This window comes from Tistrella bauzanensis, assembly GCF_014636235.1.
GTDB classification, from domain to species: domain Bacteria; phylum Pseudomonadota; class Alphaproteobacteria; order Tistrellales; family Tistrellaceae; genus Tistrella; species Tistrella bauzanensis.
In genome coordinates this window covers 20,704-37,605 of sequence record NZ_BMDZ01000043.1, presented here as the reverse complement: position 1 = coordinate 37,605, position 16,902 = coordinate 20,704, and the positions used below count along the sequence as shown (strand labels likewise).

Annotated in this window: 13 protein-coding genes; 12 read left to right on the top strand and 1 reads right to left on the bottom strand. The window is 64.8% G+C overall.

Features of this window, described 5'->3' with window-relative positions; genetic code table 11:
• Nucleotides 1-14: 14 nt before the first annotated feature.
• A complete protein-coding gene (locus tag IEW15_RS16725) occupies nt 15-1,781 on the bottom strand; it encodes a hypothetical protein (protein WP_188579957.1) in 1,767 nt (588 codons plus the stop codon).
• Between the two features lie 243 nt (nt 1,782-2,024).
• Between IEW15_RS16725 and IEW15_RS16720 the strand changes: the two genes are divergently transcribed.
• The 12 genes from IEW15_RS16720 (at nt 2,025) to IEW15_RS16670 (ending at nt 16,848) form a co-directional block, all read left to right on the top strand.
• Nucleotides 2,025-2,810 (top strand): hypothetical protein, encoded by a 786-nt coding sequence (locus tag IEW15_RS16720; RefSeq protein ID WP_229708183.1) that lies wholly within the window; start codon nt 2,025-2,027, stop codon nt 2,808-2,810.
• Nucleotides 2,804-3,223: an adenylate/guanylate cyclase domain-containing protein gene (locus IEW15_RS25980; protein WP_229708182.1), complete on the top strand. Its 420-nt coding sequence runs from the start codon at nt 2,804-2,806 to the stop codon at nt 3,221-3,223. The genes IEW15_RS16720 and IEW15_RS25980 overlap by 7 nt, the downstream gene beginning before the upstream one ends.
• Nucleotides 3,224-3,483: 260 nt before the next feature.
• A complete protein-coding gene (locus IEW15_RS16715; protein WP_188579955.1) occupies nt 3,484-5,499 on the top strand; it encodes a DUF2849 domain-containing protein in 2,016 nt (671 codons plus the stop codon).
• A complete protein-coding gene (locus IEW15_RS16710; protein WP_188579953.1) occupies nt 5,483-5,989 on the top strand; it encodes a DUF934 domain-containing protein in 507 nt (168 codons plus the stop codon). Before IEW15_RS16715 ends, IEW15_RS16710 begins: the two co-directional genes overlap by 17 nt.
• Nucleotides 5,990-6,182: 193 nt before the next feature.
• Nucleotides 6,183-8,129: an asparagine synthetase B family protein gene (locus tag IEW15_RS16705; protein WP_188579951.1), complete on the top strand. Its 1,947-nt coding sequence runs from the start codon at nt 6,183-6,185 to the stop codon at nt 8,127-8,129.
• A 223-nt stretch (nt 8,130-8,352) separates the two neighbouring features.
• Nucleotides 8,353-8,769: a phasin family protein gene (locus IEW15_RS16700; protein ID WP_188579949.1), complete on the top strand. Its 417-nt coding sequence runs from the start codon at nt 8,353-8,355 to the stop codon at nt 8,767-8,769.
• Between the two features lie 465 nt (nt 8,770-9,234).
• The gene (locus tag IEW15_RS16695; RefSeq protein ID WP_188579947.1) at nt 9,235-11,031 is read left to right on the top strand and encodes an acyl-CoA dehydrogenase; all 1,797 of its coding nucleotides are present in this window, start codon (nt 9,235-9,237) and stop codon (nt 11,029-11,031) included.
• Between the two features lie 310 nt (nt 11,032-11,341).
• Entirely contained in the window at nt 11,342-12,385 is a 1,044-nt protein-coding gene (locus tag IEW15_RS16690) for an MBL fold metallo-hydrolase (protein WP_188579945.1), read from the top strand.
• A gap of 288 nt (nt 12,386-12,673) precedes the next feature.
• Nucleotides 12,674-13,489 (top strand): ABC transporter ATP-binding protein, encoded by an 816-nt coding sequence (locus tag IEW15_RS16685; RefSeq protein WP_188579943.1) that lies wholly within the window; start codon nt 12,674-12,676, stop codon nt 13,487-13,489.
• A gap of 72 nt (nt 13,490-13,561) precedes the next feature.
• The gene (locus IEW15_RS16680; RefSeq protein ID WP_188579941.1) at nt 13,562-14,440 is read left to right on the top strand and encodes a branched-chain amino acid ABC transporter permease; all 879 of its coding nucleotides are present in this window, start codon (nt 13,562-13,564) and stop codon (nt 14,438-14,440) included.
• Nucleotides 14,441-14,484: 44 nt separating this feature from the next.
• Complete coding sequence (locus IEW15_RS16675; protein ID WP_188579939.1) at nt 14,485-15,528, top strand: branched-chain amino acid ABC transporter permease; 1,044 nt, start codon at nt 14,485-14,487, stop codon at nt 15,526-15,528.
• Nucleotides 15,529-15,621: 93 nt separating this feature from the next.
• Complete coding sequence (locus tag IEW15_RS16670; protein WP_188579976.1) at nt 15,622-16,848, top strand: ABC transporter substrate-binding protein; 1,227 nt, start codon at nt 15,622-15,624, stop codon at nt 16,846-16,848.
• Nucleotides 16,849-16,902 lie beyond the last annotated feature (54 nt).

Here is a 16,902-nt window from a genome sequence, read left to right as displayed (position 1 = left end):
GTGGAACATATCTGTCACTTCGCGGCGGTGCCTTGGGCCGGCAGCGACAGCAGGTCGCTCAGCCGGGCACGATAGAATGCGCGGGCCTCGACGGCGTCATCCGGATCGGGCAGGTCCGGCTTGGCGCTGAGCGTGTTGCCGCCGAACAGGAAGCTGAAATCGGTGCCGCCGAGTTGGGCATTGCCGTGGCAACCCATGCAGCCGCCCATCTGATAGGTCTTGAAGCTGTTCCCCTCCGGCAGGTACACATTCTGGAAGTTCGGCTGGTTGCCGCCTTTGGGATAGTCGGTCGGTGCATTGTCGTCGGCGATGCGGCCGCTGAACTGCTGAAGGGTGTAGTCGGTCTCGACCACGATGTTGGCCTGGTAATAGCTGCCGCGCTGGCGGGTGCTGTTGAAGGTGGTGACGATGTCGGATTTGTTGAACGGCACGGCCTGAACGCTGATCAGCTTGTAGTTCAGCCAGGGCGAGGTGCTGAGGCCATTGCTGGTGTTGTAGTCCCGGATCTGGTTCTGGAAGATGGTGTTGATCTGCTGGATCTCGTAAGGGATCGGTTCATAGCGTTTGTTGACGCAGATATTGCCGCCGACCGGCGTGCCCTGAAAATCACCCGCCGCCGGAATCTCGTGGTAGAACAGGCGACTGCCGGTGTTGTTACAATAGACGTTGAAGTTCGGCACCACGATCGGGTTATTGGCCCGATCCTGATAGTACAGATACGGTGTGGTCGGTGTGGCGCCGACCGGCTGCTGCACCATGGCACCCGCGGCATTCTCGATCGGCGTGCCGTCGGGTTGCACGATGTTGTCGGCCTGCTCGAAGGTCGCGAAAATGAAGTAGGGGGCCGAGGGGGTTTTCTGGATGATGTGCAGCGCCGCCAGGGCCCATTCCGCCTGCCAATAGCAGGGCACGCCCGCGGCGTCGGCTTCGTAATAGCGGACCGTGTTGGTGTGATAGCGGCTGGCATCCTCGCCTGGCGCCAGCATGCGCCATGCCGACTTCACTTCGATGGTGCCGGCGGGCAGGGTGACGACACTGCCCGGATCGGCCGGAATGCCGGCGGAGATACCGGCCTCCCAGGCGTCGATGCGGGCCTGCAGCGGGGTATTCGTGCCGGCGTACCAAAGCTTCTGATCGACAACGTAATTGTATTCGGCGCTGTTGGCCTTGGCCAGATAGCGGAATTGCGGCGGCGCGGAGTTGGAGACCGATGGTGCCACGTTGTTCAGCACACCGGCATACATGTTGGTCAGGCCGATCTCGCTGGTTTCGTCCAGGTTGATCCAGGGCGCCTGTGCCACCGCCGGCTGGCCGGGGCAGGCACCGACCTGGCCGCCATTGGGATAGATCGCCGGCGAATAGACATAGACCGGCGGTGCGCTGTAGCCATGCGGATCGCCCTGCGTGCCGCTGTTGTAACCATGTGGCGGATCGGATGGCGAATTGCTGCCGGGGAAGATTTCCACCTTGTGGCGGAATGTCTCCCAGACCAGCGGACCGGAACCGGGGCTGCCGAACACCGCCTGCGGATCGGGCTGATCACGAACCACCTGGCCGTTCCGTCGCAGCGCCGGCCAGTTCAGGGCGATGAATTCCTGCCAGGCGAAGGCGCTGGCATCCACCAGCCCGGCACTGCCGGCACCGCCCGGTATATCCGTGGGCGGCGTGGGCGATACGCTCAGGTTCAGGCCCTGGAACAGGGCCTGCCGGCTGGCCTCGTCGGGCGGCGCGTCCGCGGCCAGCGCCGGTGCCAGCATGGTTGCAACAACGATCAGGGGCATGGCGCCCGTCCGCAACGGATGGCGTTTCATCGCGCATCTCCTTAAGGGGCCTATTCTGGGACAATCCTCGGTCACAATTACATCACGGGTGTACAGGATGTTCATCTAAAAGTTGATAATTTTGCCATCAGCATTTCGCTGACGCGTGTGCTATTCCGACCGGGCATCGACCGGATCAGGGGCGTATGATGTGAGGGAGGCAGGCGGCGCACGTGCGGCGCAGACATGGCAGTGCAGGACAATATGACCGGACTTGAACCGATACGCGGCTGGATCATTGACGCCGGGCTCGCGGGGCTGGACGAGCAGGGGCTGCTGTCGGGCGTCGGCGCGCGGCTGGCTGCGGCGGGCCTGCCGCTTGCCGGCATCACCCTTGTCTCCGATACGCTGCATCCCATTCTGGAAGGCCATGCCTTCCTGTGGCGGCACGACGAGCCCGACATGGCGCCGATCGCCTATGGTCGCGATTATGATGTCGCCGGCTGGGAAGCCAGCCCTTTCAGCCATCTGGATCGCAGCGGCAACCGGGTTCTGTTGCGGCGCCTGACACCGGCGACAGATACGGAGTTCAATTATCTGGCCGGGCTGCGCGCTGAAGGGCATACCGGCTATCTGGCGGTGATCGAACGCTTCGGCGGCACCGGCCTGGACGGGATCGGTGTGGGCGGTATGGATTGCGTCTACATATCGTGGACGACGCGCGCAGATGGCGGTTTCGACGATCGCCACGTTGCTGCCATCCTGTCGTTGACCCCGTCTCTGGCGCTGGCGATCCGCAGCGCATCACTGGCTGGCATCGGCCATACGATCGCCCGAACCTATCTGGGCCGCGATGCCGGCGCGCAGGTGATGGCCGGGCGGATCATGCGCGGTGTGGCCGATCGGATGGATGCGGTGCTGTGGTTCAGCGATCTGCGCGACTGGACGCGGATCAGTGGCGCCATGCCGCCGGATCAGGTGATCCCGTTCCTGAACGACCATGTCGAGCCGGTGGTGCCGCGATCCACGCCCAGGGCGGCGACGTGCTGAAGTTCATGGGCGACGGCATCCTGGCGCTGTTCGCGGCCGGAGACCGCCCGTCCGCCGCCATCCGGGCATTGACTGCCGCGGCTGAGGCATCTGATGGCCTGCAGGGAGTGGCGGCGCGCCGTGGCGCCGAAGGGCTGCCCTCCACCGGGCTCTATCTGGCTCTGCATGCGGGCCCGGTGTTCTATGGCAATATCGGTGGCCCCGACCGGCTGGACTTCACCGCCGTCGGCCCAGCCGTGAACGAGGTTGCCCGCATCGCCGCCATGTGTCGGTCGGTCGACCGGCCATTGCTGCTGTCGGAGGCCTTCGTCGAGGCTTTGGACCGCGACCGCCATCCTGTCGCCTCCGTCGGCCGTTTCGCGCTGCGCGGCGTCGATGGCGCCCAGCATCTGTATACCCCCGACACCCGCTGACGCCCCCCGTTCTTCTGTGATGTCCACCATGAAGGGAGGACCGGGGCAGGCCATCCAACCCTCGCGGCTATTGCCACGACAGCGATGGCAGTATCATCTTTATTCACAAGGGTACGTGTTGCAATTGCCCGGCATCCCCGTATATATGATGCTCGTGTGTGGATTATGCCGTGAAACAACACTGATCACGGCGAATTGCCCCTTCACCATCGCCGCCGTCCCCATGGCCGGCTGATTGGTGGTGAGCAGGAGTTCGGGTCATGAGCTTGAGTGTCATTTCCGCCAACCGTCTGACCGATGGTGTTGCCGTCTGGCTGAACGAAGCCGGCGACTGGGTGGAACGGGTCGATGGTGCCGCCGTATTCGACGATGCGGCGCTCGACGCTGCGCGTCGGCAGGCGGCTGAGGGCGAAAAGCGCCAGATTGTCGTGGCGGTGGCCGAGGCACCGGTGCGCCTGGACGACCAGACCCGCACGCCACTGACCCGCCGCGAGCATATCCGCACGCTGGGGCCGAGCGTGCGCAGCGACCTTGGCAAGCAGAGCGGCGACCGCCCCGAACCGCCGGTGCCGCCGGTTTCGGCGGCGCCGCATCCGCGCCGCCGGGCCAATGCCGGCATCTATAATTATGACATCGAGGACCGCGACTTCCTGAAGGATCGCGCGGCCGTGTTCCGCCGGCAGGTGGAACGGCGGATCGCCGGCGAACTGACGGAAGAGGAATTCAAGATCTTCCGCCTGATGAACGGACTCTATCTTCAGCTCCATGGCTATATGCTGCGGGTGGCGGTGCCTTACGGCGTGTTGAGTTCCGACCAGATGCGGCAGCTCGCCTATGTGGCGCGGGTCTATGACAAAGGCTATGGCCATTTCACCACGCGCCAGAACATTCAGTTCAACTGGCCGAAACTGGTCGACACGCCGGATATTCTGGAGGTGCTGGCCGATGCCGATATCCACGCCATCCAGACCAGCGGCAACTGCATCCGCAACGTGACCACCGACCAGTTCGCGGGTGCCGCCGACGACGAGGTGGTCGACCCCCGGGTCTATGCCGAAATCCTGCGCCAGTGGTCGACCGACCATCCGGAATTCACCTTCCTGCCGCGCAAGTTCAAGATCGCGATCACCGGCAGCCCGAATGATCGCGCCGCCGTGCGCCTGCATGACATCGGCGTTCTGGCTCGGCGCAACGAGGCGGGCGAGGTCGGCTTCGAGATCCATGCCGGCGGCGGCCTCGGCCGCACGCCGATTGTGGCGACCAAGGTCCGCGACTGGCTGGCGGTGCCGGATTTCCTGCGCTATATGGAAGCGATCCTGCGGGTCTATAACGCCTTGGGCCGCCGGGATAATCTCTACAAGGCCCGGATCAAGATCCTGGTCCGCGAGACCAGGCCCGAGCGTTTCATCGCCATGGTGGAAGAGGAATTCGCCGCCATGGACCCGGATGCCTATCGTCTGGAGCCCGAGGTGGTCGAGGCGATCGCCCGGCGGTTCGTGGCACCCGACTTCCAGAGCCTGCCCGCGGTCTCCGACCGTTTCGAGGCGGCTCGCGCCGGTGATGCCGGCTTCGCCGCCTGGGTGCGCACCAACACCCATCCGCACAAGCAGCCGGGCTATGTCTCGGCCGTGCTGTCGCTGAAGCCGGTGGGTGGCATTCCGGGCGATGCCACCGATGCGCAGATGGATCTGGTGGCGGATCTGGCCGACCGCTATTCCTTTGGCGAAGTGCGGGTGGCCCATGAACAGAATCTGGTTCTGCCCCATGTCCGCCTGGATGACCTGTATGCGCTGTGGCAGTCGCTGGCCGGCAGCGGGTTGGAGACGGCCAATATCGGTCTGGTGAGCGACATCATCGCCTGCCCGGGCATGGATTACTGCGCGCTGGCCACGGCACGGTCCATCCCCGTGGCCCAGCGGATCGCCGAACGCTTCGCCGATATGGACCGGCAGCATGACATCGGCAAAGTGACGCTGAACATCTCGGGCTGCATCAATGCCTGCGGTCATCATCACATCGGCAATATCGGCATTCTGGGGCTGGACCGCGCCGGCGTGGAGGCCTATCAGATCACGCTGGGCGGTGCGGCCGACGACCATGCGGCGGTCGGCACCATCATCGGGCCGTCGGTGTCTTATGAAGACGTGGTCGATGCGGTGGAAACCATTCTGAACGTCTATGTCGCCCGCCGCGACCCCGGCGAGGCCTTTGTCGACACCTATCGCCGTCTTGGCATCGCACCGTTCAAGGAGGCGCTCTATGCCCCTGGTAAATGACAAGGGCCTGCCGATCGTCGACGTCTGGCAGACGGTCGGGGCCGGCGAGGTGGTGACCGGGACGTCGACGATTCTGCCGCTGGCGCGGTTCGTGGCCGCGCGCGGTCCGGCGCCGGAGCTTGCCGGCGACGAGCAGGCACGGGGGGTGTCACTGGCATCGAGCGACCGGCTGGACGCCCTGGTTCCGCATCTGGCGATGCTCGATCTGGTGGCCATCGATTTCCCCAAATTCCGCGATGGTCGCGGTTTCACGATCGCCCGCAGCCTGCGTGAGCACAGGGGCTTCGACGGCGAGATCAGGGCGACGGGCCATGTGTTGCCCGATCAGTTCTCGATGCTGCTGGAATGCGGCTTCACCACGGTGCAGGCACCTGATGACCGGCCGGTCGCGCGCTGGTCCGAGATCCTGGAGATCCAACCACACGGCGCCGCCCCGGCACGCCCGGTTCAGCTGTTCCGGCGGCTGGTGCCACGCGCGGCCGAAGGCTGACGCGGCCGGCGAGGTCGCGGTTGCTCCCTTTGACACACAGGCATGTTGCAGCGCGGATGATTGGGCTATCATCCGCGCTGTCTGCGTCCAACTCCGGTGTGTCCCTGTCCATGACGTCACGATTCATCTGCCATAAGCTTCAGGCCTGCCCCTCCGCCGTCTTCAACGGCCTCGCCCACATTGGCGGGGCGTCATGACGGCTCTGGCGGGCTATTGGCAGGTCGACGGCAACACCGATGGTGATGATGCCTGCCATCGCATGCTTTCCGCCCAGGCGATGTATGCGCCGGGCGTGGCGGACAGCGACTGGGGCGACGATCAGGCGACATTGGGCATCCGTCTGAACCGGCTGTTGTCGGAAGACGCCCACGACCGTCAGCCGCTGGAGGGCGCCGGCGGGCGGTTCACCCTGATTGCCGATCTGCGGCTGGACAATCGCGAAGATCTGGCCCGGGCGCTGGACATCACCGCCGACCGTCTGCGGGTGCTGTCCGATGCGGATGTGCTGCTTGCGGCGTTCGAGCGCTGGGATGTGGAGTGCGTGCACCGGCTGCGCGGCGCCTTCGCGATCGTGGTCTGGGATGCGGTGAACCGGCGGCTGGTGCTGGCGCGTGATCCTCTGGGGCAGCGCCCGCTGCATTATCATCGCGGCCGCCGCAATGGCCGCGGCTTCTTTGCCGTCGCCAGCATGCCGAAAGGGCTTCTGGCCCTGCCTGATATGGTGCAGGCACCCGACATGACCCGTATGACCGGGTTCGTGGCCCTGTTGCCCGAAAACGGCACCGCGTCGTTCTTCGAGGGCGTCGAGCGGGTCGAGTGCGGCCATGTGGTGGTGGTGACGGCCGATGGTCTTACGGCGCGGCGATACTGGAATCCGGCACCGGAGATGTTGAAGCTGCCGAGCCATGAGGCCTATGCCGAAGGCCTGCGCCATCATCTGGACCGGGCGACCGCGGCATGCCTGAGGGGTGCTGGTGGCAGCGTGACCTCACATCTGAGCTCCGGCTTCGACAGCGCCGCGGTGACCGCGACGGCGGCGCGGCAGATGGCGGCGCGCAATGGCCGGGTCACGGCATACACCTCGGTGCCAAGACCCGGCTTTCAAGGCAAGGTGGCGCGCGGTCGGTATGCCGATGAGGGGCCGTTGGCTGCAAGCGTCGCGGCGCTTTATCCCAACATCAATCATGTTCTGGTTCCCTCCATCGGAACCTCGCCGCTTAAGCGGATCGATTTCGGCTTCCAGTTCTGTGACCGGCCCATCCTGAACCCCTGCAATCACGTCTGGATGAACCGGATCAACGATCTGGCCCAGGCTGCGGGCGATCGGATCCTTCTGTCGGGCCAGATGGGCAATATGGGGCTCAGCTATAATGGCGACACGCTGTATCAGGAACTGCTGTCGCAGCGCCGCTACCTCACCCTGTTCCGTGAGATGCGCGCGAGTGTCCGCCGTGGGCGCTGGCGCTGGCGCGGCGCACTGTTTAATACCATTGGCCCGATGATGCCGCGATCGGCTTGGCAAGGTCTGCGTCGTCTCGCGCGGCAGGAGGTCGCGCTCGATCATGTGACGCTGATCAATCCGGCCAGAATCGGGATGGCCGAGGAGATGGCACGCGGCGCGGATTTCGATCTGGGATACCGTCCGTGGACGGATGGTGTCGCCATGCGGATGATGGTCTTGCGGCGCGTGGACGGGGGCAATTTCTACAAAGGTGTTCTGGCCGCCTGGGGGCTGGACAGTCGCGACCCGACCAGTGATGTCGATCTGCTGGAGTATTGTCTTTCGGTGCCGACGGAACAGTTCCAGCGCAATGGCGTGGCGCGCCGGCTGGCACGGACGGCGCTGGCCGATCGCCTGCCGGCGCCGCTGCTGGACGAAGACCGCCGCGGCTACCAGGCGGCAGACTGGTACGAGGCGGTGAAAGCGGATGCAGGCGGCATCGCCGACATGGCCGAGGCGATCAAGCGAACCCCGCTTGCCCGCGAGGTGTTGGATGTCGACCGTCTGGACCGGCTGGTGGCGGCACTGCCCACCACGGATCTGGCCACGGCCAGGGGCGCGGTTGAAAGCTATCGCCTCAGCCTGCTGCGTGGCGCCGCCGTGGGAGATTTCGTCCGGCGCGCATCGCGGGTGAACTGACCGCGCACAGCCGGCTGATCCTCCCCCTTGCCTGCCCATGGCCGTCAGCGGGTAGCCGTCTGAGCGCCAAGGGGCGGCGTGACTTCGTGCGCAGCCACGTCTATGATATTGATCCATATCAAGGATCAGGTGTGGCAGATCGTCCATGCTTCTTTCTTGTCCCGGAGCCATGGCCATCCGGCCATGACGGGTTCCGGTGGCCTTGGTTGGAGGACAGATCAACATGATCGCAATGCCGTTCCAGACCACGGACATGCCACAGGCGACGAAGCTGATGCCGCCCGTGTCTTTCGATACTCTGCTCGGTGTGAATCGTGCGGCGTTTGAAAGCTGGATGGTCATGAACCGCGCGTTGGCGTCGGCCGCTGGCCGTATGGTTCACGAGTATGGTGCCTTCGTGGCGCGCCGACTGGCCGATGACGTGGACTGCCAGAAGCAACTGGTGGCATGCCGCACACCGAGTGATGTGGTGGATCTGACCGGACGCAGTGCCCAGGCCGCCGTGCGCGACTATATGGACGAGGCCACGCGCCTGTCGGTGATTGCCGCCGAGATGGTGCAGGCGATCGCCCGGCCTGTCGGCATGGCGGCAGCGGTTGTGACCGATCCTGAACCGGAGGCGCCGGCCCCGGCTGCATGATCGCCGCCATACCCACCACATGACGAGCTTGATGCAGGGCGCCGGATACCGATCCGGCGCCTGTTTTGTCACGATCGGTCGTCGATTGGCGTGGCAGGGGACAAGTTATGTCCTGCAGAGGCGAGCGGCCGGTGCTATAATCCAAGGCGAAAGCGGCCTGTCCCTGCCGGTCGGGCGGGGCAGGCGGCGGTCGCATCAAAGGGGCCGGGTCGGGCTGCCGGGGTCCTTCAAGCGGCCCCGGATGGTGGACGGGGGCCAAACGAGCGTTTGCTTTTCGGGCCGATGGTTTGCATTTGCCATGGATCGCGCCAGATCGTGATCCTTGGTACATGCCAACCGGCGGTCGATTGGCAGCGCTGCGCCCTGGCCGCCGCCGCATCCGACAGCCCCGAACACGCCCGCTCGTGTTCAACGACTTATACAAGGCCTACGACGTCAACACGGCCCTTGAGACCTGAGGACATCATGTACGGTTACACCGCTCCCATCCGCGACATGCGCTTCGTGATGCGCGAGATCGTCGACATCGAAGGTCTGTCGCAGCTTCCCGGCTGTGATGCCGCGACACCCGACACCGTGGATGCGATCCTGGAAGAAGCGGGGAAGCTGGCGGGTGGCGTGATCGCTCCGCTGAACCGCACCGGTGATCAGACCGGATCGACGATCGAGAACGGCGTGGTCCGCACGCCGGAAGGCTGGCGCGACGCCTATCGACAGTTCGTCGATGGCGGCTGGAATTCCGTGCCGTTCGAGCCGGAATTCGGCGGCCAGGGGCTGCCGATGGCGGTGGCGTCGGCCTGCGCGGAGATGTGGAATTCGGCCAACATGGCGTGGGGGCTGTGCCCGCTGCTGACCATTGGTGCCGTCGAGGCGCTGACCGCGCATGGTTCCGACGCGCAGAAGCAGACCTATCTTGAGAAGCTGATCTCGGGCGACTGGACCGGTACGATGTGCCTGACCGAGCCGCAGGCCGGCTCTGATCTGGCGCTGCTGCGGTCCAAGGCGGTCAGGCGTGATGACGGCAGCTATGCCATCACCGGCACCAAGATCTTCATCACCTATGGTGAGCACGACCTGACCGACAACATCATCCATCTGGTGCTGGCGCGCACGCCGGATGCCCCGGCGGGTGTGAAGGGCATCTCGCTGTTCATCGTGCCCAAATTCCTGGTCAACGCCGATGGCAGCCTTGGACAGCGCAATGATCTGCGCTGCGCCAGCCTTGAGCACAAGCTGGGCATCCATGGCAGCCCGACCGCGGTGATGCAGTTCGGCGACAATGACGGCGCCACCGGCTTTCTGATCGGCGAGGAAAACCGCGGCCTGCAATACATGTTCACGATGATGAACAATGCCCGCCTGAATGTGGGTATCCAGGGCTATGCGATTGCCGAGCGTGCCTATCAGCAGGCCCTGGCCTATGCCCAGGACCGCCGCCAGGGCCGCGCGCCCGGCGAGGAGGGCGCCGCGCCCCTGATCCATCACCCGGATGTGCGCCGCAATCTGATGCTGATGAAGTCGCAGACCGAGGCGATGCGGGCGCTGGGCCTGTACACGGCCGCGATGATCGACCGGTCGCGCCATGCCCCTGAGGCGGAAGATCGCCGGATCGCCCAGCGTCGCGTCGAGGTGCTGATCCCGATCGTGAAGGGCTGGTCGACCGATCTTGGCTTCGAGCTCGCCTCGACCGGCGTTCAGATCCATGGCGGCATGGGCTATATCGAGGAGACCGGCGCCGCACAGCACATGCGCGATGCCCGGATCTGCCTGATCTATGAAGGCACCAACGGCATTCAGGCCATGGATCTTGTCGGCCGCAAGCTGTCGATGGATCAGGGCACCTCGATCAAGGCGCTGGTGGCCGAGATCAAGGCCGTGGCCGAAACTATGGGGGCCGCACGTGGCGACGATGCCCAGGTGATCGCGGCGGCGCTGGCCGAGGCGGCGGCGGCCGCCGATGACGCCACCGACTGGCTGATCGCGCAGTCGGGCAACGATGCCCAGGCGGTGCTGTCGGGCGCCACCGCCTATCTGCGGCTGATGGGCACGGTGTGTGGTGGCTGGATGCTGGCATTGTCGGCGGGTGCTGCCCTGCGCGGGCTGGAAGAGGGTGCCGATGACGCGTCCTTCCTTGAGGCCAAACTGGTCACCGCCCGCTTCTATGCCGAGCAGGTGCTGCCGCAGGCGGCCGGCCTCGGCCGGTCGGTCAAGGCTGGTTCGGCCAGCATGATGGCGCTGAGCCCCGAACAGTTCGCGGCCTGATCATCCGGGCGGACGGCAAGACGGACCAGATCTGAACGGCGATCGGACATCGGACAGTGGCGGCCCCCGGCATGGGGGCCGCCCTGATCTGATCGGTCAGGATTGCTGACATGTTGACGCAGGCCCCCTTCAGGGCGGAGGCTTGCACCACCGGACCAGATGGCGGCCATTGTCAACGAGCCGCTCGCTCCGGAAGCCAGTCGGCAGGACCACGCACCCGCAGAGGCGCGGATCCGCCGGCAAGGCATGGCCGCAGGGCCTGCCGATCGTATTCGCAAGAGGGGGAGGTGATGCTAGGAAAGGCAAAATCATGGATCGTGCCGCCGGGATTGTCTATCCCCTCGACACCCGCCCGGAGCCGGGACACAGTCTAGAAGTCGCACCAGGCATCTATTGGGTCCGGATGCCGCTGCCATTTGCGCTCAACCACATCAATCTGTGGCTGGTGGATGAAGGCGAGGACGGCTGGGCCGTCGTCGATACCGGCATCAACACCCGCATGACCACCGATATGTGGGAACAGGTCTTCGAGGCCACGCTTCAGGGACGTCCGGTCACCCGGGTCGTGGTCACCCATTTCCATCCCGACCATATGGGACTTGCCGGCTGGATGGTGCGCCGCTGGCCCGGTGCGCGGTTCCATGCCTCGCTTGGCGAATGGCTGATGGCGCGGTCGGTCTGGTACGAGGTCGCCTCGGGCAACCACGACGCCAGGCTTGCCTATTATCAGAAAGCGGGTCTGACGCCTGACGAGATCGAGGGCATTCACGGCCGCACCAGCGGCTATCGCAAGGGTGTGTCTGAACTGCCGCAGAGCTTCACCCGCATGTCGCGTGACACGCCATTGCGCATGGCCGGCGATGACTGGCAGCTGCTGATCGGCCGGGGCCATGCGGTCGAGCATGTGTCGCTGTATTCGCCGGCGCGCCGGGTGCTGATTTCAGGCGATCAGGTTCTGCCGCGGATCAGCCCCAATATTGCGGTCTGGCCGGCCGAACCCGATGGCGATCCGCTGGCCATGTTCCTGGCCGACATGCCGCAATTCCTGGAGCTTCCCGAAGACACGCTGGTTCTGCCATCGCATGACGCGCCGTTCCATGGCCTGCATTTCCGGGTGAACGCCCTGGCGGCCCATCACCGCGACCGGCTGGATGCCATCCTGACCGCCTGCGGTGAGCGACCGATGACGGTACGCGACACCTTCCCGCTGCTGTTCGGCAACCGGACTCTGGATGCACAGCAACTGGTCTTCGCCACCGGCGAGGCGCTGGCCCATATCAACAACCTGGTTCACCAGGGGTTGATCCGTCGTGAGATCGGGACGGACGGTATCTGGCGGTTCGTGCGGCGCTGATCGGGCGGCGCCGGCACGCGCTTCCGCGCCGCGCCGGCGCCCGAAGATCATGATCATTGATACGTTCGACGACATGGAAATTTTCTACCCGTGGGTAAACGGGATTGACGCGGCTGCGACAGTTTCCTAGCCTGAAGACACGGGAGCGGTTCCGAAAATAACAAAGACCGCCCCGTGAGGGAGGGAGACATTACCGGTGAACGACTGCACGCGACGACATGCCGAGAGGCATGCCGCAGGGGCGGGTGAGGTGCGTCCGGCGCATCCGTCCGGCTGCCGGTGCCGATCATGACCGCTGTCCTGGAGGTTGAGGGCATCGGATTGAAATTCGGCGGCGTGGCTGCCCTGACCGATGTATCGCTGACCGTCGAAGAAGGCTCGATCACGACGGTGATCGGCCCGAACGGCGCGGGCAAGACCTCGCTGTTCAACGCGATATCGGGGTTCTACAAGCCCGATAGCGGGCGCGTGCGGTATCGTGGCCGCGACATCAGCCGGCTGAAGCCGCCGGCCCGCGCGGCGCTGGGCCTGGCTCGCACCTTCCAGAATATCGCCTTGTTCCGCGGCATGACCGTGCTCGACAACATCAAACTCGGCGCACATGTGCATCTGAAGACCGGGCTGGTGGACGCGCTGATCTATCGCGGCCGCGCCCGCGCCGAGGAAGCACGGCTGCGGCGCGAGGTCGAGGAGCGGATCATCGATTTCCTGGAAATCGACCATATCCGCGGTCTGCCGGTCGGCGCCCTGCCATACGGCCTTCAGAAGCGGGTGGAACTGGCGCGTGCCCTGGCGATGCGGCCATCGGTGCTGATGCTGGACGAACCGGTGGCCGGCATGAACCGCGAGGAACGCGAGGACATGGCCCGCTTCATCCTGGACGTGAAGGATGAATGGGGCGTCACCGTGCTGATGGTCGAACACGATATGAGCCTGGTGATGGATATCTCCGATCATGTCGTGGTGCTGAATTTCGGCCGGCAGATCGCGGCAGGGCGCCCCGCCGATGTCCAGGGCGATCCTGAGGTGATCCGTGCCTATCTGGGCGCCGGCGATGTCGGCCAGATGCGGGAACGATTGATGGCGGGACAGGAAGCCGCCTGATCCGGCGGCGACCCGGCGACCATCGCCATTGGCACAGTGGCGGATTTCCATGCGCGAGAGGGGAGGCGGCCGTTGGATTGGCTGTTCTTCGGGGAGGTCAGCCTTGCAGGGCTGGCGACCGGCGGGCTGTATGCGCTGATCGCGCTCGGGTTCGTGATCATCTACAAGGCGACGCGGGTCATCAACTTCGCCGTGGGCGAAATGATGATGATCTCGGCCTATCTGTTCCTGACCTTCGCCGGCCTGCTGGACTGGCCATGGTATGTGTCGCTGCCGCTGGCGGTGATCGGCGGCTCGCTGCTGGGCGGGGTGATCGAGCGGGTGGCGATCCGACCCATGCTGGGTGAGAACCCGATTTCGGTGGTGATGGTCACGATCGGCATCGCCAGTGTGCTGATCGGGCTGGCCGAGATGCTGTGGACCGCCGATCCGCAATTGCTACCCGATTTCCTGCCCGGCGAACCGCTGTTCATCGGCGAGATGTATGTGGCGCCCAAATCGGCCTGGGCCTTTATCATCGCCGCCTGCGTGATCGCCATCTATCTGCTGTATTTCCGCTTCTCGCGCGGGGGCGTGGCGCTCAGGGCCACGGCATCCGATCAGGCGGCGGCATATTCCATGGGCATCGCGGTGCCGAAGGTGTTCTCGGCGGCCTGGATCGCCGGGGCCTTCGCGGCAGCCATTTCAGGGATACTGGTCGCGGCCAGCGGCGGCCTCAGCCCGCAGATGGGCGTGGTCGGGCTGTCGATCCTGGTGATCGTGATCCTGGGCGGGCTGGACAGCATATTGGGGGCGCTGATCGGCGGGTTGTTCGTCGGCTGGTTCGAAACCATCGCCGGCACCTATCTGGGCGGCGAATACCGCCAGCTCGCCACCTTCTCGCTGCTGGCCCTGATCCTGATCGCGCGCCCCTATGGCCTGTTCGGCACCCGCGAGATCGAACGGCTGTAGAGGGTCGATGCCCTCGCGCCACGCCACCGGAGACATGACCCGCGATGCGTATCGGTGACGCCAAGACCAGCTATATCGCCGACGAGCAGATCCTGGACACGCCGGTACGCCGGGCGTGGTTCACGGCCCTGCTGGTTCTGATCGCGGCGTTCCCGTTGATCGGCAATGACTACACGATCTATCTGGCCTGTCTGGTCGCGATCAACGTGATCAGCGCCACCGGGCTGAACATCCTGACCGGCTTCACCGGCCAGATCTCGCTGGGGCAGGCCGCCTTCATGGGGCTTGGCGGCTATACCGTGGCGGTGCTTGCCAGCCGCTGGGGGGTGCCGTTCATCTTCACGCTGCCGCTGGCCGGGCTCGCATCGGCGGCCTTCGGCGTGCTGGTCGGCCTGCCATCGCTCAGGGTCAAGGGTCTGTATCTGGCGATCGCCACCCTGGCCGCCAGCGTCATCCTGCATTTCGTGTTCGCGCATTGGGATCCGGTCACCGGCGGCATCGGCGGCATCAGCATTCCGCCGGCATCGCTGTTCGGCTATGTGCTCGACCGCGACCGGGACATGTACTGGCTGATCATGGCGCTGGCGGTGCTGGCCTGCATGGGCGCACGCAACCTGTTCCGCACCCGGGTGGGGCGCGCCTTCATCGCCATCCGCGACCGCGACATCTCGGCCGAGGTGCTGGGCATCGATCTGCTGCGCTGGAAGCTCTATGCCTTCGCGCTCAGCTCGTTCTATGCCGGTGTCGCCGGCGGGCTGTTCGCCTATTTCTTCCGGGTGGTGACGCCTGAGAGCTTTCCGCTGACCATGTCGATCTTCTTTCTGGCGGCGATCATCGTCGGTGGCATGGGCACGATCATGGGCGGCATTCTGGGCGCGATCTTCATGACCCTGGTGCCTGAGGCGCTGCGCTTCATCACCTCGGCAGTGACACCGTTCTATCCGCAGGCGCCGGTGGTGCTGTCGCCGATGCGCGAGGTGGTGTTCGGCCTGCTGATCGTGCTGTTCCTGATCTTCGAACCCCATGGGCTGGCCGAAATGTGGCGCCGGCTCAGACGGTTCTTCCATCTGTGGCCATTCCGGACCTGATGTCGGGACGGCGGACCACGGCAACGACATGCATGCACGACCGCCGGCACGAACCGGTGGCGCTTTGGGAGGAGACACATCATGAGCAGGATCATGAGCACGGTTCAGGGGGCCGCCTCGCGGCGTGACGTGCTGAAATATGGTGGGGCGGCGGCGGCGCTGGGCCTGGCGCTGAAGACCGGCTTCGGTCCCCGGATCGCGCTGGCGGCCGACGAGATCGTGATCGGCGGCTCGCTGCCGATGACCGGCGTGTTCGCCTTCGCCGGCATCGCCGGTCATCAGGGCCTGAACGATTATGTCGAATGGTTGAACGAGAATGGCGGCATCGACGGCCGCAAGGTCCGCTATGTCATGGAGGACACCGGCTATAAGGTCGATGTGTCGGTGGCGGCATTCAAGAAGATCACCGCCGCCCATAAGCCGCAATTCTATTTCGGCGACAGCACCGGCTTCGAGAAAGCGATCGCGTCGGAGCTGAACCAGCTTGGCAGCACGGTGATGTCGGGGGCGAGTTTCGCCTCGGAACTGGCCGATCCGCAGCGCTACCCCTATCATTTCATTGCCGGCCCCAGTTATGCCGAGCAGGTCGGCATCCTGCTGGAATATATCAAGGCCGAGGCGAGCGGTGGTGCGGCACCCAAGGTCGCGCTGGTCTATAGCGACACCGAGTTCGGCCGCGATCCGATCGCGTCGGCCAAGGCGCGGATCAAGACGCTGGGGCTGGAACTGGTCGACGAGATCGTCACCAAGCCGGGCAGCGTGGACGTGTCGGCCGAGGTGTTGAAGCTGCGGCGGTCGCGGCCTGATTATGTGATCTTCCACGGTTATGTGCTGTCACCGATCAATGAATTCATCGTCCAGATGAAGCAGATGGGCCTGAAGACCAAGTTCATGGGCACCTATTACACCATGGACAAACTGCTGATCGATCAGGTCGGCGAGCCATCCGACGGCTTCATGGGGGTTATGCCTTACAACTATTATGACAGTGACGCCAACGGACCCAATCTGGATGCCATGCGCGCCTATACCAGGAAGGTCGCGCCGGACGTGACCTATCGGCCGGTACCCTATGTCGCGAGCTGGTTTACCGGCATGCTCTTCACCGAGATCGCCCGCCGCACGTTGGCTGCCGGCGGCGACATGTCGGCCAAGGCCATGAAGGCGGCATTGGAGAGCATCGAGGGCTGGGATACCGGCGGCATCATGGGCCTGCCGGTGTCGCTGAAGGGCCATTCGGTGCCGGTCGGCCGGATCTATCAGGTCAAGTTCTCGGAAAAGCGCTATGTCCCGGCCTCGGACTGGATCGCGTTGACCTGAGTGTCGCCATCATCCGCCGGTGGTCGTGATGCCTTGTCTGGGCGCCAGGACCGC